The following is a 16,780-nucleotide window of genomic DNA, read 5'->3' as shown; positions in this document are numbered from 1 at the left end:
GGATTCTCTGGACATCCCACGTCCAACGTTCGCGGCACAGACGCTACTTGGGCCCTCAGGCACCCCACAAGAAGCGTGCACCGGTCATGTTCATGTCCCATTGCGCCGCCGCCGTGGCAGGGGGACGAGCGGAAGTACGGCCGCCGACTGCGGAGTCGGCTCCGGAGCGCTCCTGCGGCAGACGAGTGCGTCCGGGTCGCCGGACGGCGCCTGGAGCGTGTATCCGTCCGGGCACACCGGTCCGGGGTCGCCCTTGGGGCCGGGCGGCCCCAGCTCGCCCCGGTCGCCCTTGTCGCCCTTGTCGCCCTTGTCGCCCTTCGTGCCCGCGTCCCCGGGGGTCCCGGGCGGTCCCTGGTAACCCTGATCGCCCTGCGGGCCTGGCGGTCCCGCCGGGCCCGGTGAACCCTCCGCGCCGGGCGGGCCCGAGGGGCCGGGCCCGCCGTCCTCGCCCGCGGCGCCGGGCATGCCGGGCTCGCCGCGCCGCCCGTCGGCGCCCGGCTTCCCGCCCGTGCCCCGCTCGCCCTTGGCGCCGGGCGCGCCGGGCGCTCCGGCGGGCACGCGTACCCGGTCCATCAGACCGTCGATCGCCTCGGCGGGGTCCGGCGCCGCCGGTGTGCCGCCGCCCGCCTCGACCTGGGCGCGCAGATCGCGCACGTCCTGCGCCAGGGTCGACAGCGCCTTGCCGCGCCGGTCCGCCTCCGAGCGCAGCGCGTCCGCCTTGCGGTCCCCGGCGTCGATGCGCGCCCAGAGGACCACCGCGACGCCGGACAGCGCGACCAGGACACAGACGAGGAAGACGGTGCGCCACCGCACGGCTAGCACCTGCTGGAATCGGGTCACGGCGCCCCTCCCAGGCGATGGATGTCGAGGCGCAGCCGCGCGATCTCCGTCTGGTCCGCAGCGCGGAGCGTGGCCAGTTCGTCGATGCGCGAGTCACGCTCGGCGACCTGGCGCTCCAGGCGGTCGCGCTCGGACTGCAGCCGTTCGGTCAGGCTGGAGTAGCCGCTCAGGGCGTTCTCGCCCCGCTTTCCCAGATATGCCACGAGCGCCGCGCCCAGCGCGCCCGCGCAGGCGAGCAGCGAGCCGAACAGAGTGGTGCCGGCATCCAAGTAAACGCCTCCTACCTGGACGACGGGCCGCGCGGACGGGGCCCGATGGAATTCGCCAGGAGTAACGAGCACGGGCGTACGAGGATGTGCGTACGGAGTCCGATGCCACGGACGGGTGGTGACGGAACGCCACCGAACCCGTCCGTGCCACCGTGCGCCCGGTGGGTCCACCGGGCGCACGCCGGTGCGGACGCGGGGTCACCGGGACGGCTCCGCCCTTTGCAGGTCAGGGGCGCAGGACCACCTTGCCGAGATTGCCGCGGGACTCGATCGCCGCGTGCGCCTGCGCGGCGTCCCGCAGCGCGAACTCCTCGTGCACGGCGGGCCGGAGAGCACCCTGCGTGAACAGTTGCCACAGTTCCCGCCGCCACCGCTCGTACCGCTCGGGACAGTCGCGGGCGATCCGCGCCATCTGAAAGCCCATCACCGACCTGGCGCCCACCAGCAGGTCGTAGGCGCGCACGGTTCCGCCGCCCGAGCTGTACGCGACGAGACGACCGCCCGGGGCGAGCGCCCCGATCGCCGGGGTCAGCAGATCCCCGCCGACGGCGTCGAGCGCGTAGTCGACGGGGGCGCCCCAGTCGTCGGCGTCGTAGGTGACGACCTCGTCGGCGCCGAGTGCGCGCACGAACGCCGTCTTGCCGGACCCGGAAACCGCTCCGACAACTCGCGAGGCCCCGCGCAGCCGGGCCAGCTGTACCGCCAAATGGCCGATCCCACTGGCCGCCGCCGTGACGAGGGCCGACTCGCCCGGGACGGGGCGCGCGGCCTCCAGGGCGCCCAGCGCGACCAGCCCGCTGCGGACGAGTGCCACCGCGTCGACGGCGTCCGCGCCGTCGGGTATCGGCGAGGCCATGGACTCGTGCAGAAGGGTGAGATCGGCGTAGGCGTGCCCGAAGCCGAGACCGGTGACGCGGTCGCCCGTCCGGAAGCTTGTGACGCCCTCGCCGACGGCGGCCACCTCGCCGGCGACCTCGCCGCCGAGCCGGATCGGCTCGGCCGCCTCGCTCACCTTGCGCACCACCGGCAGGGTCACCCCGATGGCCTCGGTGCGCACCAGCAGTTCGCCCGGTCCGGCGACGGGCTCGGGGACCTCCTCCAGGAACAGCGGGCCACCGGTGTGCTCGTAGCGGACGCGACGCATCGCACCTCCAGGGATGGGAGTGGTCGTGGGGCATCGCGGGGACCCACGAAAATCGTTGGGAGTCCCAACGGTATAGCCATATTCGTTGGGATGTCCAACGGCTTTTTCGCTACCCTGGCCGCATGTCCGCCCCCCTGCCCGCGATCCGCGCGCTCCCCAGCTGGCTCCTCGGCCGCGCCGCCGCCCGCGGTCGCGCCCTCGTCGCGGAGGCGCTGGCCGCCGAAGGCATGAAGATGTGGCACCACGTGGTGCTGTCCGCCGTCGCCGACCTCGGCCCCGTCGCCCAGGCCGAGCTCGGCCGCTCGATCGGCCTCGACCCCAAGGACCTGGTAGGTGTCCTGAACGACCTTCAGACCGCCGGCCTGGTCGTCCGCGCACCCGACCCCGGTGACCGCCGCAAGAACGCCGTCTCCCTCACCACCGAGGGGGAGCGGGTGCTCCGCAGCTGCGAGACGGCGGCCCTGGAGGCGAACGACGTCCTGATGGCCCCCTTGTCCGCGTCCGAACGAGAGCAGTTCATGGGCCTGTTGATCCGGATTTCCGGTACGGACGGGTGACGCGGGCTAACGTTCCGTCATGACCGCACCCGAAGCCGAACCCCGTCTCGCCCTCGACCCGGCGCGCACCGCCCTCGTCCTCGTCGACCTGATGGACCGCATCGTGGCGCTGCCCCTGGAACCCCACAAGGGCACCGACGTGCTCACGACGTCCGTGGAAATGGCGGCCACCTTCCGCGCGGTGGGGGCACCCGTCGTGCTGATCCGCGTCGAGCGGCCCGGGGTCCCCGAACAGCCGCCGGGCAGCGGACTCGTGGCGGGCCTCGCGGCACCGGGCGACATCGAGATCGTGAAGCGGACCATCGGCGGCTTCCAGGGCACCGGCCTCGACGAGCGGCTGCGGGCCCACGGCGTCTCCACGCTGGTGTTCGGGGGCATCGCCACCAACCTCGGTGTCGAGTCGACCGCCCGGGCCGCCGGAGACCTCGGCTACGACCTCGTCTTCGTCGAGGACGCGATGGCCGCGTTCACCGCCCCCGAGCACGACGCCTCCGTCCGTCTCGACTTCCCGCGCCTCGGTACGGTCGTGACGGCGGCTGAGGTCCGCTTCGCGAAGGCCTGAGGCCCGGCGGGGTGGGCCGGGAAGAGCCTTTCGGCACCGGCCCGGCCCCCCGGGGCCACCCCGGCATGGACGGCACGGACCCTGCGGCGCGGGCGCCCCGGGCCACCCTCCGGGGCAGGGCGCGAAGGTGACGGGCCCCTCGGCACGGCGGCGCGGGAAAGACGGGGCCCCTCCGGCGCAGGGGGCGCTCCCCGCCGTTCGGGGCCCCGCCGCCGTGTCGCGGGGAGCCGGTCAGCCCTGGGCGGCCGGGGCCCGCAGGGCGATGCGGTGCTCGCCCGCGTACACGTTCATGGAGGGGCCGCGCAGGAAGCCGACCAGGGTCAGGCCCGTCTCCGCGGCCAGGTCGACCGCCAGGGACGACGGCGCCGACACCGCCGCGAGCACCGGAATGCCCGCCATCACCGCCTTCTGCGCCAGCTCGAACGACGCCCGTCCCGACACCAGCAGGAGCGTCCGGGACAGCGGCAGCGAGCCGCTCTGCAGGGCGCGCCCCACCAGCTTGTCGACCGCGTTGTGCCGGCCGACGTCCTCCCGCACGTCGAGCAGCTCGCCCTCCGGCGAGAACAGCGCCGCCGCGTGCAGGCCCCCGGTCCGGTCGAAGACCCGCTGCGCCGCCCGCAGCCGGTCGGGGAGGCTCGCGAGCAGCTCGGGCTCCAGCCGCACCGGGGGAGTGTCGTCGATCGTCCAGCGGGCCGTCGTGCGGACCGCGTCCAGGCTGGCCTTGCCGCACAGGCCGCAGGAGGACGTCGTGTACACGTTCCGTTCGAGCGTGATGTCCGGGAGGACGACGCCGGGCGCCGTCCGCACGTCGACCACGTTGTAGCTGTTGGAGCCGTCCACCGTCGCGCCCGCGCAGTACACGATGTTCTGGAGCTCGTCCGCGCTGCCCAGCACCCCCTCGCTGACGAGGAAGCCCGCCGCCAGGGCGAAGTCGTCGCCCGGGGTGCGCATGGTGATGGCGAGCGGTTTGCCGTTGAGGCGGATCTCCAGGGGTTCCTCCGCCACGAGGGTGTCCGGGCGGGTGCTCACGGCCCCGTCCCGGATGCGGATCACCTTGCGTCGTTCCGTGACTCGTCCCATGTCCTGATCAGTCCCGGTTCTGTACGTGCTGGTAGCCGAAGCGGCCCTTGATGCAGAGGTTGCCGTGGGTCACCGGGTTGTCGTGCGGGGAGGTGACCTTCACGATCTCATTGTCCTGTACGTGCAGGGTCAGGTTGCAGCCCACTCCGCAGTAGGCGCACACCGTGGTCGTCTCGGTCTGCGCCGACTCGTCCCACGTACCCGCCGCGCGCATGTCGAACTCCGACTTGAAGGACAGCGCCCCCGTGGGACACACCTCGATGCAGTTGCCGCAGTACACGCAGGCCGAATCCGTGAGCGGCGCGTCGTGCTCCACGGCGATCCGGGCCTCGAAGCCGCGACCGGCGACGGAGATGGCGAAGGTGTTCTGCCACTGGTCGCCGCAGGCGTCCACGCACTTGTAGCAGAGGATGCACTTGCCGTAGTCCCGGACGTACAGGTCGTTGTCGACCTTCGGTTCCTCGTTCACCCGGGCGGCGTCGGGGCCGAAGCGGTCCGGCTTCGCCTCGTACTCCTTGATCCATTCGGCGGCCCGCGGAGTCGTCGACAGGTCGACCGAGGAGGCGAGCAGCTCCAGGACCACCTTGCGGCTTTGCCGGGCGCGCTCGGTGTCCGTGCGCACCTCCATCCCCGCCTCCGCGCGGCGCGAGCAGGCCGGGACGAGCGTGCGTGCGCCCTCCACCTCGACGACGCACACCCGGCACGCGTTCTTGGGCGCCAGGGTGTCGCCCTGGCACAGCGTCGGTACGTCCTTGCCCGCGGCCCGGCAGGCGTCGAGGATCGTCGAGCCCTCCGGCACCCGGGCCTTTTGCCCGTCCAGGGTGAACTCGATCAGCCGGCGGGGCACTCCCAGCGGTACCACGGTCATGCGGCGGCCTCCGTCCGGTCGACTGCGGTCATCATGCGCGGACCTCCGCCCGGTCGATCGCGGTCATTCGTACGCCCCCAGACGGTCGATGGCGGATTCCACGGCGTTCCACGCGGTCTGTCCCAGACCGCAGATCGAGGCGTCCCGCATGGCGCGGCCCACCTCGCGCAGCAGGGCGATGTCGTCGGCGGCGGCCGCTCCGGTGCGTTCCGCGATCCGGTGCAGCGCCTCCTCCTGGCGTACGGTTCCCACCCGGCAGGGCACGCACTGTCCGCACGACTCGTCACGGAAGAACTCGGCGATCCGCAGCAGCAGCCGGGGCAGCGGGACCGTGTCGTCGAACGCCATGACCACACCCGAGCCGAGGGTGGTGCCCGCCTCCCGGGTGCCTTCGAAGGTGAGCGGGATGTCCAGCTCGTCCGGCCGTACGAAGCCGCCCGCCGCGCCGCCCAGCAGGACCGCCCGCAGCCGCTCGCGCACCCCCGCCCGTTCGAGCAGCTCGCCCAGCGTGGCACCGAACGGCAGTTCGTAGACGCCGGGCCGGTCCACGCTGCCCGACACGCAGTACAGCTTCGGGCCGGTGGAGCCGGCCGTGCCGATCGCCGCGTACGCGGGAGCCCCCATCGTGAGGACGGGCAGCACGTTCACCAGCGTCTCGACGTTGTTCTCCACCGTCGGCTTGCCGAACAGCCCTTTCTCCACCGGGAACGGCGGCTTCGACCGGGGCTCTCCCCGGTAGCCCTCGATCGAGTTGAACAGGGCGGTCTCCTCACCGCAGATGTACGCGCCCGCGCCCCGCCGGATCTCGATGTCGAAGGCGTAGCCCTGCCCGAGGACGTCGTTGCCGAGCAGACCCCGGGCACGTGCCTGCCCGATGGCGTGCTCCATCCGGCGCAGCGCGCGCGGGTACTCGCCACGCAGGTAGAGATAGCCCTGGTGCGCGCCGACCGCGTACGCCGCGACGGTCATCGCCTCCACGAGCGCGTACGGGTCGCCCTCCATGAGCACCCGGTCCTTGAAGGTGCCGGGCTCGGACTCGTCCGCGTTGCACACCAGGTAGTGCGGACGGTCGGGCTGGGACGCCGTGGCCTGCCACTTTCGGCCGGTGGGGAAGGCGGCGCCGCCGCGCCCGACCAGGCCCGCGTCGGTCACCTCGCGGATCACCGCGGCGGGGCCGATCGCGAACGCCCGGCGCAGCGCGGTGTACCCGCCGTGCGCCCGGTAGTCGTCGAGGTCGGCCGGATCCACCACACCGACCCGGCTCAGGAGCACCAGTGACGGGTCGCCCGCCTGCGGGACGGCCATGACCGCGGGCGGCTCGTCGTCCGCCGAGCCGGGCGCACCGCCGGCGGCCACCGCTCGGTCGACGGTCGCCGGCGCCGACACCGCCGTGCGGACCGGGTCCCCGGCCCTGATCGCCAGCGCGGCCGGAGCGCGCTCGCACAGGCCGAGGCAGGGACTGCGCTCCACTGCGACACCGCTGCCGGCACCGAGCCGCGCCTCGACCCCGGCGCACAGGTCCGCGGCGCCGGCCGCCGCGCACGCGAGGTCCGTGCACACGTGCAGCACGGTCGCGGGCCGCGGACGCACCGAGAACATCGCGTAGAACGTCGCGACCCCGTACGCCTCCGCGGGCGGCACGGTCAACCGGCGGCACAGGTAGTCGAGCGCGCCCTCGCTGATCCAGCCGATCCGGTCGTTCAGCGCGTGCAGCCCCGGCAACAGCAGGTCGCGGCGCTCCCTGGCCTCCCGGCCGCCGCGCGCCCACCTCAGATCGGCGTCGCTGCGGTCGGCGCCCTCCCACGAGGACTGCGGAGGGCCGAGCAGCGCGTCGACCGCCGCCCGTTCCTCGTCCGTCGGCTTGCTGTCGCCGAAGTGCAGGTCCACCACGTCACCTCACTTGAATCGGGGCCGGCAGCTTCTCGATCCGGATCGCCGAGGCCTTGAACTCCGCGGTGCCGGCGATCGGGCAGTTCGCCTCGATCGTCAGCTGGTTGGTGTCCACCTCGTCGGGGAAATGCATGGTCATGAAGGCGAGGCCGGGCCGCAGCGCGGTGTCGATCCACACCGGTGCCAGCACCGCCCCGCGGCGCGAGGAGACCCGGACCTCCTCGCCCACCACGACGCCGTAGCGCTCGGCGTCCTCCGGGCACAGCTCCACGTACTCGCCGCGCCGCAGCGGCGAGGCGAAACCACCGCTCTGCACACCGGTGTTGTACGAGTCGAGCCGGCGCCCGGTGGTGAGCCGGATCGGGTACTCCTCGTCCGTCAGGTCCACCGGCGGGTCGTGCTGCACCAGCCCGAACGGCGCCGGGCGCCCGCGGTCGGCCGGGTCGGACTCCCACAACCGTCCGTGCAGATACGTCGGTTCGAGCCGCGCGACGTCAGGGCAGGGCCACTGGATTCCCTGGTGCTCCGCCAGCCGCTCGTACGTCATCCCGTAGTGGTCCGGCGACACCGACCGCAGCTCGTTCCAGACGGCCTCCGCGTCGGCGTACTTCCAGTCGTGCCCGAGGCGGGCGGCGAGGTCGCAGATGATGTCGATGTCCTCGTGGGCCTCGCCGGGCGGGGTGACCGCCGCGCGGACCCGCTGGACCCGCCGCTCGCTGTTGGTGGTCGTGCCGTCCGTCTCCGCCCATCCGGCGGTCGCGGGCAGCACCACGTCCGCCAACTGGGCCGTCTTCGTGAGGAAGATGTCCTGGACGACGAGGAAGTCGAGGGCGCTCAGCCGGCGCACCGCCTGTTCGCTGTCGGCCTCCGACTGCGCGGGGTTCTCGCCGATGCAGTAGACGGCCCTGAGCGTGCGCTCCTCCATCGCCTCGAACATCTCCGTCAGGTTCAGCCCGTAGTGCGGCTGGATGACGGTGTCCCAGGCGGTCTCGAACTTCAGCCGCGTCGGCGGATCGAGGATGTCCTGGAAGCCGGGCAGCCGGTTGGGGATGGCGCCCATGTCGCCGCCGCCCTGCACGTTGTTCTGGCCACGCAGCGGCTGGAGCCCGGAGCCGTACCGGCCCACGTGCCCGGTCAGCAGCGACAGGTTGATCAGCGCGCGTACGTTGTCCGTGCCGTTGTGGTGCTCGGTGATGCCGAGCGTCCAGCACAGCTGGGCACGCTCGGCGCGGGCGTAGGCGTGTGCCAACTCCCTTATGGCCGGCGCCGGTACACCGGTCACCTTCTCGGCGAGCGACAGCGTCCAGGGCTCGACGAGCTGCCGGTACTCCTCGAAGCCGCTCGTCGCCCGCTCGACGAACGCCCGGTTGGCGAGGCCAGCGTGGATGATCTCCCGGCCGATCGCGTGCGCCATCGGGATGTCCGTGCCCACGTTCAGCCCGAGCCAGCTCTCCGCCCACTCGGCGGTCGAGGTGCGGCGCGGGTCGACCGCGTACATGCGGGCGCCGTTCCTGATCCCCCTCAGGACGTGCTGGAAGAAGATCGGGTGCGCGAACCGTGCGTTGGAGCCCCACATCACGATGAGGTCGGTGTGCTCGACCTCCTCGTACGACGACGTCCCGCCGCCCGAGCCGAAGGCCGCCGAGAGTCCTGCGACGCTCGGGGCGTGACAGGTGCGGTTGCAGGAGTCCACGTTGTTCGTGCCCATGACGACCCGGGCGAACTTCTGCGCCACATAGTTCATCTCGTTGGTCGCGCGGGCGCAGGAGAACATGCCGAAGGCACCGCGCGCGGCCTCCAGCCCTGCGGCCGCGCGGGTCAGCGCCTCGTCCCAGGTGGCCCGCCGGAAGGGCTCGTCGCGTGAGTCCCGCACCAGCGGATGCGTGAGCCGGGCATACGTCTTCGGCTGTCGTTTCCTCATGCGGCGGTCCTCAATGCGAGCAGGTCCGAAATGGCGTGGACGGTGCGGAGGGTGGGTACCGGGACGTCGGTGATCTCCGCCAACTCGACGACGGCCGCGAGGAGTACGTCGAGTTCGAGCGGCTTGCCGCGCTCCAGGTCCTGGAGCGTGGACGTGCGGTGGTCGCCCACCCGCTCGGCGCCGGCGAGGCGCCGTTCGATGGAGACGCCGACCTTGCAGCCGAGGGCCTCGGCGACCGCGAGCGTCTCGGTCATCATGATCTCGATGACCTTGCGGGTGCCGCCGTGCAGGCACATCTGCCGCATCGTGGCGCGGGCCAGTGCGCTGATCGGATTGAAGGAGATGTTGCCCAGCAGCTTGAGCCAGATGTCGTTGCGCAGATCCGGCTCGACGGGGCACTTGAGACCGCCCGCCTGCATGGCCTCGCTGAACGCCGTGCACCGGTCGGAGACCGACCGGTCGGGCTCGCCGATGGAGAACCGGGTTCCTTCGAGGTGGCGTACGACGCCCGGGCCCGCCAGTTCGGTCGCCGCGTACACCACGCAGCCGACGGCCCGTTCGGGCGCGAGCACCGCACTGACCGCGCCGCCGGGGTCCACGCTCTCGACGCGGTGGCCGTCGTGCGGGCCGCCGTGCCGGTGGAAGTACCACCAGGGGATGCCGTTCTGGGCGGCGATGACCGCCGTGGTGTCGTGCAGCAGCGGCTCGATCAGCGGCCCGCACGCCGCGTACGAGTTCGCCTTCAGACCCAGCAGGACGTAGTCGACCGGACCCACCCGGGCCGGGTCGTCGGTGGCGTGGGCGCGCGCGGTGAAGTCGCCACGCGCGCTGAGGACTTGGACTCCGCGCTGCCTCATGGCCGCAAGGTGCGGTCCACGGGCGATGAGATGCACGTCGGCGCCCGCACGGTGCAGCGCGGCGCCGACGTAGGCGCCGATCGCACCGGCGCCGAGAACTGCGACTTTCACGGTGGCTCGCTCCGTTCGGTCGAGGGTACCGAGGAACTGCCGAACTCTGTCGACGAAATATTGTCTACAGTATGGAGGTTGGGGCAGCAAGACTTCGCGCAGCACCTGGGCAGGACTTGGCCGAGGGGCCAAGGGCGGTGCGGCCGGGCCTGGTTCGGGCGGCGCGCGGTGCCGTGGCGAGCCGATCGGGACTTTCCGGGCCCTCACCGGGACGGTGGCGCCTTCGCCCTGGGGCGGCGCGGGGTGCGGAACCCGCCCGACATCTCAAGATCGTCACATTGCTTGGTGCCGGGCGCCGCCGACGGCACACTGTGCGGGTGCGATCACTGAGGGCCCTTGGAAGCGTCGCGGTGCTCCTGGCCGTGACGGGATGCGGTGCCGCGGGCGCCCGGGTCGGCGCCACCGATGGTGACGTCGCGAGCCCGGTGCCGCGCGACGCCGCGACCGCGGGGGCCCACGACGCCACGAGCCCCTTCCCCCGCGTGCCGGTGAAGACGCCCGAGGCGCAACCCTCCATGGACCCCGCTTCGATCACCGTGCTGGTCACCTTCGTCGGCGGTCCCGCCGACGGCCGTACGCGACCGCTGCCCCTCACGGTCGTGCGCGACGGGATCACCGTCCTCGGGACGCGCTACGAGCCGACGAGCAGGACCCAACCGGAAGTGATCGGCACCGCTCAGGGGCCGGCCCAGGTCTTCCGTCCCAGCTGAGCCGCCGCCTTGCCGCGCGCATCCGCCTGCGACGGCGCGGGCGGCGCCGCCGGGTCACGAGGCATCCCGCCGGTGGGCGGAGCGGACACCCCGCAGCGCCGGACGCGGGCCGTCCCCGCTCGGGGCCGCCCCTCAAGGGCACTTCGTCCCGGAATCGGGGAACCGACGTCCACCGCGAGGCGGCGTCCATCGTGGGCCGGCGTCCGCCGCGAGGCATGCCGGTGACCTTCCGCAGGCGGTGACAAGGCCCCCGTTGGCGGGGAGCGAGGGGGCGGGATCCGGCCGGGCGGAAGCCGTTCGTCCGGCGCGGACGACCGCTCGTCGCGCGTGGCATACCGCTCACCGCATACGGTCGACCGATTCACGCCGCGCGGGTTCCCAACTCCGGTACCGCTTTCTATCGTCCCGGATCATGAGTCCCCCTGTCGCACCGCCCGGCTGGAGCCGCTGGCTCGTCCCGCCGGCCGCACTGTCGGTCCATCTCTCGATCGGCCAGGCGTACGCCTGGAGCGTCTTCAAACCGCCACTCGAATCCGCGCTCGGCCTCAGCGGCACCCAGAGCGCGCTGCCCTTCCAGCTCGGCATCGTCATGCTCGGCCTGTCGGCCGCGTTCGGCGGCACGCTCGTCGAGCGCAACGGGCCGCGCTGGGCCATGACCGTCGCCCTCGTCTGCTTCTCCTCCGGGTTCCTGATCTCGGCGCTGGGCGCCGCCACCGAGCAGTACTGGCTGATCGTGCTCGGCTACGGCTTCGTCGGCGGGATCGGCCTCGGCATCGGCTACATCTCGCCCGTCTCGACCCTGATCAAGTGGTTCCCGGACAGGCCCGGCATGGCCACCGGCATCGCCATCATGGGCTTCGGCGGCGGCGCGCTGATCGCCTCGCCGTGGTCCACGCAGATGCTCAAGTCGTTCGGCTCCGACTCCTCCGGGATCGCGCTCGCCTTCCTCGTGCACGGGCTGACGTACGCCGTCTTCATGTCGCTCGGCGTGCTGCTGGTGCGGGTCCCGCCCGGTGAGAAGCCCGCCGCGTCCGGTCCGAGCGCGCTCGACGGCGTGCAGGTCTCGGCCCGCAACGCGGTGCGCACCCCGCAGTTCTGGTGCCTGTGGCTCGTGCTGTGCATGAACGTGACCGCCGGCATCGGCATCCTGGAGAAGGCCGCCCCGATGATCACGGACTTCTTCGCGGACACGTCCACCCCGGTGTCCGCGTCCGCGGCCGCGGGGTTCGTCGCGCTGCTCTCGGCGGCGAACATGGCGGGCCGCATCGGCTGGTCCTCGACGTCCGACCTCATCGGGCGCAAGAACATCTACCGCGTCTACCTCGGCGTGGGCGCGTTGATGTATGCGCTCATCGCCTGGTTCGGGGACTCGTCTAAGCCGCTGTTCATCCTCTGCGCCCTGGTGATCCTCTCCTTCTACGGCGGCGGCTTCGCGACCGTCCCGGCCTATCTGAAGGATCTCTTCGGCACCTACCAGGTCGGCGCGATCCACGGCCGGCTGCTCACCGCGTGGTCCACGGCGGGCGTCCTCGGCCCGCTGATCGTCAACTGGATCGCGGACCGCCAGGAGGAGGCCGGCAAGCACGGCTCCTCGCTCTACGGCACCTCGTTCCTGATCATGATCGGGCTGCTGGCCGTCGGCTTCGTCGCCAACGAGCTGGTCCGCCCCGTACACGCCCGCCATCACATCCCCGCACCGAGGGAGGCCGCCGATGACGACTCCGTCCAGCCCCAGCAGTCCGCCTAGCCGCCGCGCGCTGATCGCCCTGGCCTGGCTGTGGGTGGGAATCCCGTTCGGCTACGGACTGTACGAACTGACCCAGAAGGCGACCCAGCTGTTCACGGGATGACCGCCGGGCTCCCTTCTGCCCGGCGACCCGGTGCGGTGCCGTCGGCTCCGCCCGGTGCACCGGGGGCGGGGCTGTCGGCACCGACGCCGTGCGGGGAGTGCTGACAGAAGCCGACAAGCCTGGCGCCGCATTCCTGTGGCATCACCTGCCCTCGTACCCGTGAGTCACTGATCAGACTGGTGGATCCCGCTACCCAAGGCACGAGGGGGACCACTCATGAACGGCTCACGGATCGCCGCCGTCGGCCACTACCAGCCCGCCAAGGTGCTCACCAACGAGGACCTGGCGGGCATGGTCGACACCAGCGACGAGTGGATCAGGAGCCGGGTGGGCATCCGCACCCGCCATGTCGCGGGCCCCGACGAACCGGTCGACGAGCTGGCGGCGCACGCCGCGGCCAAGGCGCTCGCGTCGGCCGGCCTGACCCCCGGCGACATCGACCTGGTCCTCGTGGCCACGTCCACGGCCGTCGACCGCTCCCCGAACATGGCGGCCCGCGTCGCCGCGCGCCTCGGCGTGCCGTCCCCGGCCGCCATGGACGTGAACGTCGTCTGCGCCGGCTTCACGCATGCCCTCGCCACCGCCGACCACGCCGTGCGCGCCGGTGCCGCGACCCGGGCGCTGGTCATCGGCGCCGACAAGATGACCGACGTGACGGACTGGACCGACCGTACGACGTGCGTGCTGGTCGGGGACGGTGCCGGTGCCGCGGTCGTCGAGGCCTCCGACGAGGGCGGCATCGGGCCCGTACTGTGGGGATCGGTGCCCGAGATGGGGCACGCGGTACGCATCGAGGGCACGCCCGCCCGGTTCGCCCAGGAGGGACAGAGCGTCTACCGCTGGGCCACCACCCAGCTGCCGCCGATCGCCCGGAAGGCGTGCGAGCGGGCCGGTCTCGCCCCGCAGGACCTCGCCGGAGTCGTCCTGCACCAGGCGAACCTGCGCATCATCGAGCCCCTCGCCGAGAAGATCGGCGCCGTCAACGCGGTCGTGGCACGCGACGTCACCGAATCCGGCAACACATCCGCCGCGAGCATCCCGCTCGCCTTCTCCAAGCTCGTCGAACGCGGCGAGATCCGCAGCGGGGATCCGGTTCTGCTCTTCGGGTTCGGCGGAAACCTTTCGTACGCCGGGCAGGTCGTGCGCTGCCCCTGACGTGCATGTACACCCCGGTGTGACGAGTCCGACTCCCGTTCTCCCTGGCCATTGTGCGCCGTAGACTGTAGACGAAAGACAATTCATACTGGCTTTCCGGTGGCGTCGGCTCCCGAGCCGCTCCGGCCGACCGGTGACACCGGCTTTCGGCTGCCGCACCCGCCGCTGCCTCAGGAGGGGGACCGCGATGTTGTCGACGGGACTGCCGCAAGGGTCCGTGCCCAAGCTGGAACGGCCCGGCCCGTTGCGCGACCGCGTCTACGAGGCGCTGCTCGAACTCATCACCACCCGTGCCCTCCAGCCGGGCCAGCACCTGGTCGAGAGCGAACTCGCGGGGCACCTCGGGGTCTCCCGCCAGCCGGTGCGCGAGGCGCTGCAGCGGCTGAACACCGAGGGGTGGGTCGACCTGCGCCCCGCCCAGGGCGCGTTCGTGCACGAGCCGACGGAGGAGGAGGCCGACCAACTCCTCACCGTGCGTACGCTGCTGGAGGCCGAGGCGGCCCGCCTCGCCGCCGCCAACGCCGGCAGCGCCGGTATCGCCGCCCTGGAGGAGCTGTGCGCCGAGGGCGAGCGTGCGGTCTCCGCGGACGACGTGGACGGCGCGGTCGCGATGAACGCCCGTTTCCACGCGAAGGTGATGGAGCTCGCCGGCAACACCGTCCTCGCCGAGCTGGCCGCGCAGGTCGACCGGCGCGTCCGCTGGTACTACACGCCGGTCGCCCGGCAGCGCGGCCGCCAGTCCTGGATCGAGCACCGTGACCTCATCGCGGCGATCGCGGACCGCGACGAGCCGCGCGCCACTCAGGTCATGCGCGCGCACACGGAGCACACGCGCAAGACGTACCACGAGCGGGAGAAGTAGCTCCGCCCGCCCGGAAGCCCCTGGCCAGCCGCTCGGCGCCGCCGGGGCGAGGTCCGCGCCCTCGGGACGGCCGCGCCGCCCGGCCGCGCCTGCGGCCCACGCGGCCCCGACGGCCGTACGTCGCTGTCGAGGTGGGGCTCGTGTGGCGGCCGGCTCCCGTCCGTCCGGCTGCGACGGCCGTACGTCGCTGTCGAGGTGGGGCTCGTGTGGCGGCCGGCTCCCGCCTGTCCGGCTCCGACGGCCCTACGCCACCGGCGAGGTGATGGCTTGCGCGGCGGACGGCCGTGGTCCGCACGGTGCGGGCGGTGATGGCCCGCCGCCCGGAAGGCGGCTCGCTCCCGCGCCCAGCGCTCATCGGCGCGACACCGGGCTCCCGTCCCCGCGGCATCCGGCTCCGATCCGTCCGGCCGCCCCGACATCTGTACGCGGCCGCCCCGTTGAAGACCGCCGGCGCGCCCCGGCTCCCGCCCGTGCGGTCCGGTGCCGCCACCTCGAAGACGTTCCGCGCTGCGTCGCCCTCGTCCCGGCCGTGACGTCCAGGTCGCCCTCAACACCCCAGCCAGCAGGCAGATTTATCTTGAACACCCCCTGTCAGGCACCCCCCGGTGCCGGCCAGGGGGCGCGCTTGCGCCGTCGGCAGCCCTCGCTTTGTCCTGTCAGTGGAGAAAGTTGAGAGCAATTCGTGCGCGACTTCTTCCCACTCCCGGCAGCCACTGCTACGTTCCCCTCGAAAGCGAGACCGGCGAAGTTGGCCGGAACGCGACGGACGCAGGCCGATTGAGGCGGGGAGGGGCTCGTGAGACGTATGACGGCACGACCTGCCAATGCGCACCAGGCCCGCCTGTTGCGCCTGCTGCGTGACGGAGGGCCCAACTCCCGTGCCCAGCTGGGGGATCAGATCGACCTCTCCCGGTCGAAGCTGGCCGTCGAGGTGGAACGGCTCCTGGAGACCGGGCTCGTGGTGGCCGACGGACTCGCCGCATCCCGCGGTGGCCGCCGCTCCCACAACATCCGGCTCGCACCGGCACTGCGCTTCCTCGGCGTCGACATCGGCGCCACCTCGATCGACGTGGCCGTCACCAATGCCGAGCTGGAGGTCCTGGGCCACATCAACCAGCCCATGGACGTCCGCGAGGGCCCGGTCGCGGTCTTCGAGCAGGTCCTGTCCATGGCGGCCAAGTTGCGCGCGTCGGGGCTCGCGGAAGGGTTCGACGGCGCCGGCATCGGCGTCCCCGGACCGGTCCGTTTCCCCGAGGGTGTCCCGGTCGCCCCGCCGATCATGCCCGGCTGGGACGGCTTCCCGGTCCGCGAGGCGCTCAGTCAGGAACTCGGCTGCCCGGTCATGGTCGACAACGACGTGAACCTGATGGCCATGGGAGAGCAGCACGCGGGCGTCGCACGCTCCGTGGGCGACTTCCTCTGCGTCAAGATCGGTACCGGCATCGGCTGCGGCATCGTCGTCGGCGGCGAGGTCCACCGCGGTGCGACGGGCAGCGCCGGCGACATCGGCCACATCCAGGCCGTACCCGACGGCCGTCCGTGCGCCTGCGGCAACCGCGGTTGTCTGGAGGCACACTTCAGCGGCGCCGCGCTCGCCCGCGACGCCGTCGAGGCGGCCCAACAGGGTCTCTCGGCGGAGCTCGCCGCACGACTGGAGGCGAACGGCGCCCTGAGCGCCGTCGACGTCGCCGCCGCGGCCGCCGCGGGCGACGCCACCGCGCTCGACCTGATCCGCGAGGGCGGCAACCGCACCGGCCAGGTCATCGCCGGCCTGGTCAGCTTCTTCAACCCGGGCCTGGTGGTGATCGGCGGCGGGGTGACGGGCCTCGGCCACACCCTGCTCGCCGCGATCCGCACCCAGGTCTACCGCCAGTCGCTGCCCCTCGCGACCGGCAACCTCCCCATCGTTCTCGGGGAGTTGGGGCCCACCGCCGGAGTCATCGGCGCGGCCCGGCTCATCAGCGACCACCTGTTCTCACCCGCGTAGCCCACCACACCAGCACGCATCACCCGCCGCACCATCGGCACGTGTCACCAGTACAGCGCCCTGCTTCGCTCTGCCCTGCCTGAAAGCGCTTGCCCGCGCACGTCACGCCCTGAAACC

Annotated in this window: 16 protein-coding genes; 8 read left to right on the top strand and 8 right to left on the bottom strand. The window is 72.5% G+C overall.

The window, feature by feature from the left end:
• Positions 1–90: 90 nt before the first annotated feature.
• The 3 genes from H305_RS54050 to H305_RS0119135 form a co-directional block, all read right to left on the bottom strand.
• On the bottom strand, positions 91–840 hold the full coding sequence (locus H305_RS54050; protein ID WP_028801798.1) for a hypothetical protein: 750 nt from the start codon (positions 838–840) through the stop codon (positions 91–93).
• Entirely contained in the window at positions 837–1,109 is a 273-nt protein-coding gene (locus H305_RS0119140) for a hypothetical protein (RefSeq protein WP_028801797.1), read from the bottom strand. The genes H305_RS54050 and H305_RS0119140 overlap by 4 nt, the downstream gene beginning before the upstream one ends.
• 226 nt (positions 1,110–1,335) lie before the next feature.
• Positions 1,336–2,253 carry a quinone oxidoreductase family protein gene (locus H305_RS0119135; RefSeq protein ID WP_028801796.1) on the bottom strand — a complete coding sequence of 306 codons (918 nt, stop codon included), beginning with the start codon at positions 2,251–2,253 and terminating at the stop codon, positions 1,336–1,338.
• 122 nt (positions 2,254–2,375) lie between these two features.
• On the opposite strand from H305_RS0119135, the gene H305_RS0119130 reads away from it, so the two are divergent.
• Both H305_RS0119130 and H305_RS0119125 read left to right on the top strand, forming a co-directional pair.
• Positions 2,376–2,810 (top strand): MarR family winged helix-turn-helix transcriptional regulator, encoded by a 435-nt coding sequence (locus tag H305_RS0119130; RefSeq protein WP_028801795.1) that lies wholly within the window; start codon positions 2,376–2,378, stop codon positions 2,808–2,810.
• 19 nt (positions 2,811–2,829) lie between these two features.
• Positions 2,830–3,372 (top strand): isochorismatase family protein, encoded by a 543-nt coding sequence (locus H305_RS0119125; RefSeq protein ID WP_028801794.1) that lies wholly within the window; start codon positions 2,830–2,832, stop codon positions 3,370–3,372.
• A 231-nt stretch (positions 3,373–3,603) separates the two neighbouring features.
• Here the strand turns inward: H305_RS0119125 and fdhD are convergent, their stop codons facing one another.
• The 5 genes from fdhD to H305_RS0119100 all read right to left on the bottom strand — a co-directional run bounded on the left by fdhD (position 3,604) and on the right by H305_RS0119100 (position 10,099).
• Positions 3,604–4,452, bottom strand: a complete 849-nt coding sequence (gene fdhD / locus H305_RS0119120) for a formate dehydrogenase accessory sulfurtransferase FdhD (protein WP_028801793.1) — start codon at positions 4,450–4,452, stop codon at positions 3,604–3,606.
• A 7-nt stretch (positions 4,453–4,459) separates the two neighbouring features.
• Entirely contained in the window at positions 4,460–5,320 is an 861-nt protein-coding gene (locus tag H305_RS0119115) for a 2Fe-2S iron-sulfur cluster-binding protein (RefSeq protein WP_028801792.1), read from the bottom strand.
• Positions 5,321–5,383: 63 nt separating this feature from the next.
• Entirely contained in the window at positions 5,384–7,207 is a 1,824-nt protein-coding gene (locus H305_RS0119110) for an NADH-ubiquinone oxidoreductase-F iron-sulfur binding region domain-containing protein (RefSeq protein WP_028801791.1), read from the bottom strand.
• Between the two features lie 4 nt (positions 7,208–7,211).
• On the bottom strand, positions 7,212–9,131 hold the full coding sequence (locus H305_RS0119105; RefSeq protein WP_028801790.1) for a molybdopterin oxidoreductase family protein: 1,920 nt from the start codon (positions 9,129–9,131) through the stop codon (positions 7,212–7,214).
• Positions 9,128–10,099: a 2-dehydropantoate 2-reductase gene (locus H305_RS0119100; RefSeq protein ID WP_028801789.1), complete on the bottom strand. Its 972-nt coding sequence runs from the start codon at positions 10,097–10,099 to the stop codon at positions 9,128–9,130. The genes H305_RS0119105 and H305_RS0119100 overlap by 4 nt, the downstream gene beginning before the upstream one ends.
• 317 nt (positions 10,100–10,416) lie before the next feature.
• On the opposite strand from H305_RS0119100, the gene H305_RS54880 reads away from it, so the two are divergent.
• The 6 genes from H305_RS54880 (at position 10,417) to H305_RS0119070 (ending at position 16,663) form a co-directional block, all read left to right on the top strand.
• Complete coding sequence (locus H305_RS54880) at positions 10,417–10,809, top strand: hypothetical protein (protein ID WP_234020960.1); 393 nt, start codon at positions 10,417–10,419, stop codon at positions 10,807–10,809.
• Between the two features lie 412 nt (positions 10,810–11,221).
• Positions 11,222–12,556 carry an OFA family MFS transporter gene (locus tag H305_RS0119090; RefSeq protein WP_028801787.1) on the top strand — a complete coding sequence of 445 codons (1,335 nt, stop codon included), beginning with the start codon at positions 11,222–11,224 and terminating at the stop codon, positions 12,554–12,556.
• Positions 12,522–12,659, top strand: a complete 138-nt coding sequence (locus H305_RS54045) for an MFS transporter small subunit (RefSeq protein WP_199791429.1) — start codon at positions 12,522–12,524, stop codon at positions 12,657–12,659. Before H305_RS0119090 ends, H305_RS54045 begins: the two co-directional genes overlap by 35 nt.
• A gap of 216 nt (positions 12,660–12,875) precedes the next feature.
• Entirely contained in the window at positions 12,876–13,814 is a 939-nt protein-coding gene (locus H305_RS0119080) for a beta-ketoacyl-ACP synthase III (protein WP_028801786.1), read from the top strand.
• 187 nt (positions 13,815–14,001) lie between these two features.
• Positions 14,002–14,676 (top strand): GntR family transcriptional regulator, encoded by a 675-nt coding sequence (locus H305_RS0119075; RefSeq protein ID WP_028801785.1) that lies wholly within the window; start codon positions 14,002–14,004, stop codon positions 14,674–14,676.
• 805 nt (positions 14,677–15,481) lie between these two features.
• Complete coding sequence (locus H305_RS0119070) at positions 15,482–16,663, top strand: ROK family transcriptional regulator (RefSeq protein ID WP_028801784.1); 1,182 nt, start codon at positions 15,482–15,484, stop codon at positions 16,661–16,663.
• Positions 16,664–16,780 lie beyond the last annotated feature (117 nt).

This window comes from Streptomyces sp. 142MFCol3.1, assembly GCF_000424945.1.
Taxonomy (GTDB): domain Bacteria; phylum Actinomycetota; class Actinomycetes; order Streptomycetales; family Streptomycetaceae; genus Streptomyces; species Streptomyces siamensis.
The sequence above is the reverse complement of the archived record's forward strand: the minus strand, read 5'-3'. Positions and strand labels throughout refer to the sequence as shown.

Excerpts from the sequence above, each read along its gene's own strand:
- H305_RS0119135 (WP_028801796.1), bottom strand. The coding sequence starts at position 2,253 with ATGCGTCGCGTCCGCTACGAGCACACCGGTGGCCCGCTGTTCCTGGAG.
- H305_RS0119130 (WP_028801795.1), top strand. The coding sequence starts at position 2,376 with ATGTCCGCCCCCCTGCCCGCGATCCGCGCGCTCCCCAGCTGGCTCCTC.
- H305_RS0119125 (WP_028801794.1), top strand. The coding sequence starts at position 2,830 with ATGACCGCACCCGAAGCCGAACCCCGTCTCGCCCTCGACCCGGCGCGC.
- fdhD (WP_028801793.1), bottom strand. The coding sequence starts at position 4,452 with ATGGGACGAGTCACGGAACGACGCAAGGTGATCCGCATCCGGGACGGG.
- H305_RS0119115 (WP_028801792.1), bottom strand. The coding sequence starts at position 5,320 with ATGACCGTGGTACCGCTGGGAGTGCCCCGCCGGCTGATCGAGTTCACC.
- H305_RS0119105 (WP_028801790.1), bottom strand. The coding sequence starts at position 9,131 with ATGAGGAAACGACAGCCGAAGACGTATGCCCGGCTCACGCATCCGCTG.
- H305_RS0119090 (WP_028801787.1), top strand. The coding sequence starts at position 11,222 with ATGAGTCCCCCTGTCGCACCGCCCGGCTGGAGCCGCTGGCTCGTCCCG.
- H305_RS54045 (WP_199791429.1), top strand. The coding sequence starts at position 12,522 with ATGACGACTCCGTCCAGCCCCAGCAGTCCGCCTAGCCGCCGCGCGCTG.
- H305_RS0119080 (WP_028801786.1), top strand. The coding sequence starts at position 12,876 with ATGAACGGCTCACGGATCGCCGCCGTCGGCCACTACCAGCCCGCCAAG.
- H305_RS0119075 (WP_028801785.1), top strand. The coding sequence starts at position 14,002 with ATGTTGTCGACGGGACTGCCGCAAGGGTCCGTGCCCAAGCTGGAACGG.
- H305_RS0119070 (WP_028801784.1), top strand. The coding sequence starts at position 15,482 with ATGACGGCACGACCTGCCAATGCGCACCAGGCCCGCCTGTTGCGCCTG.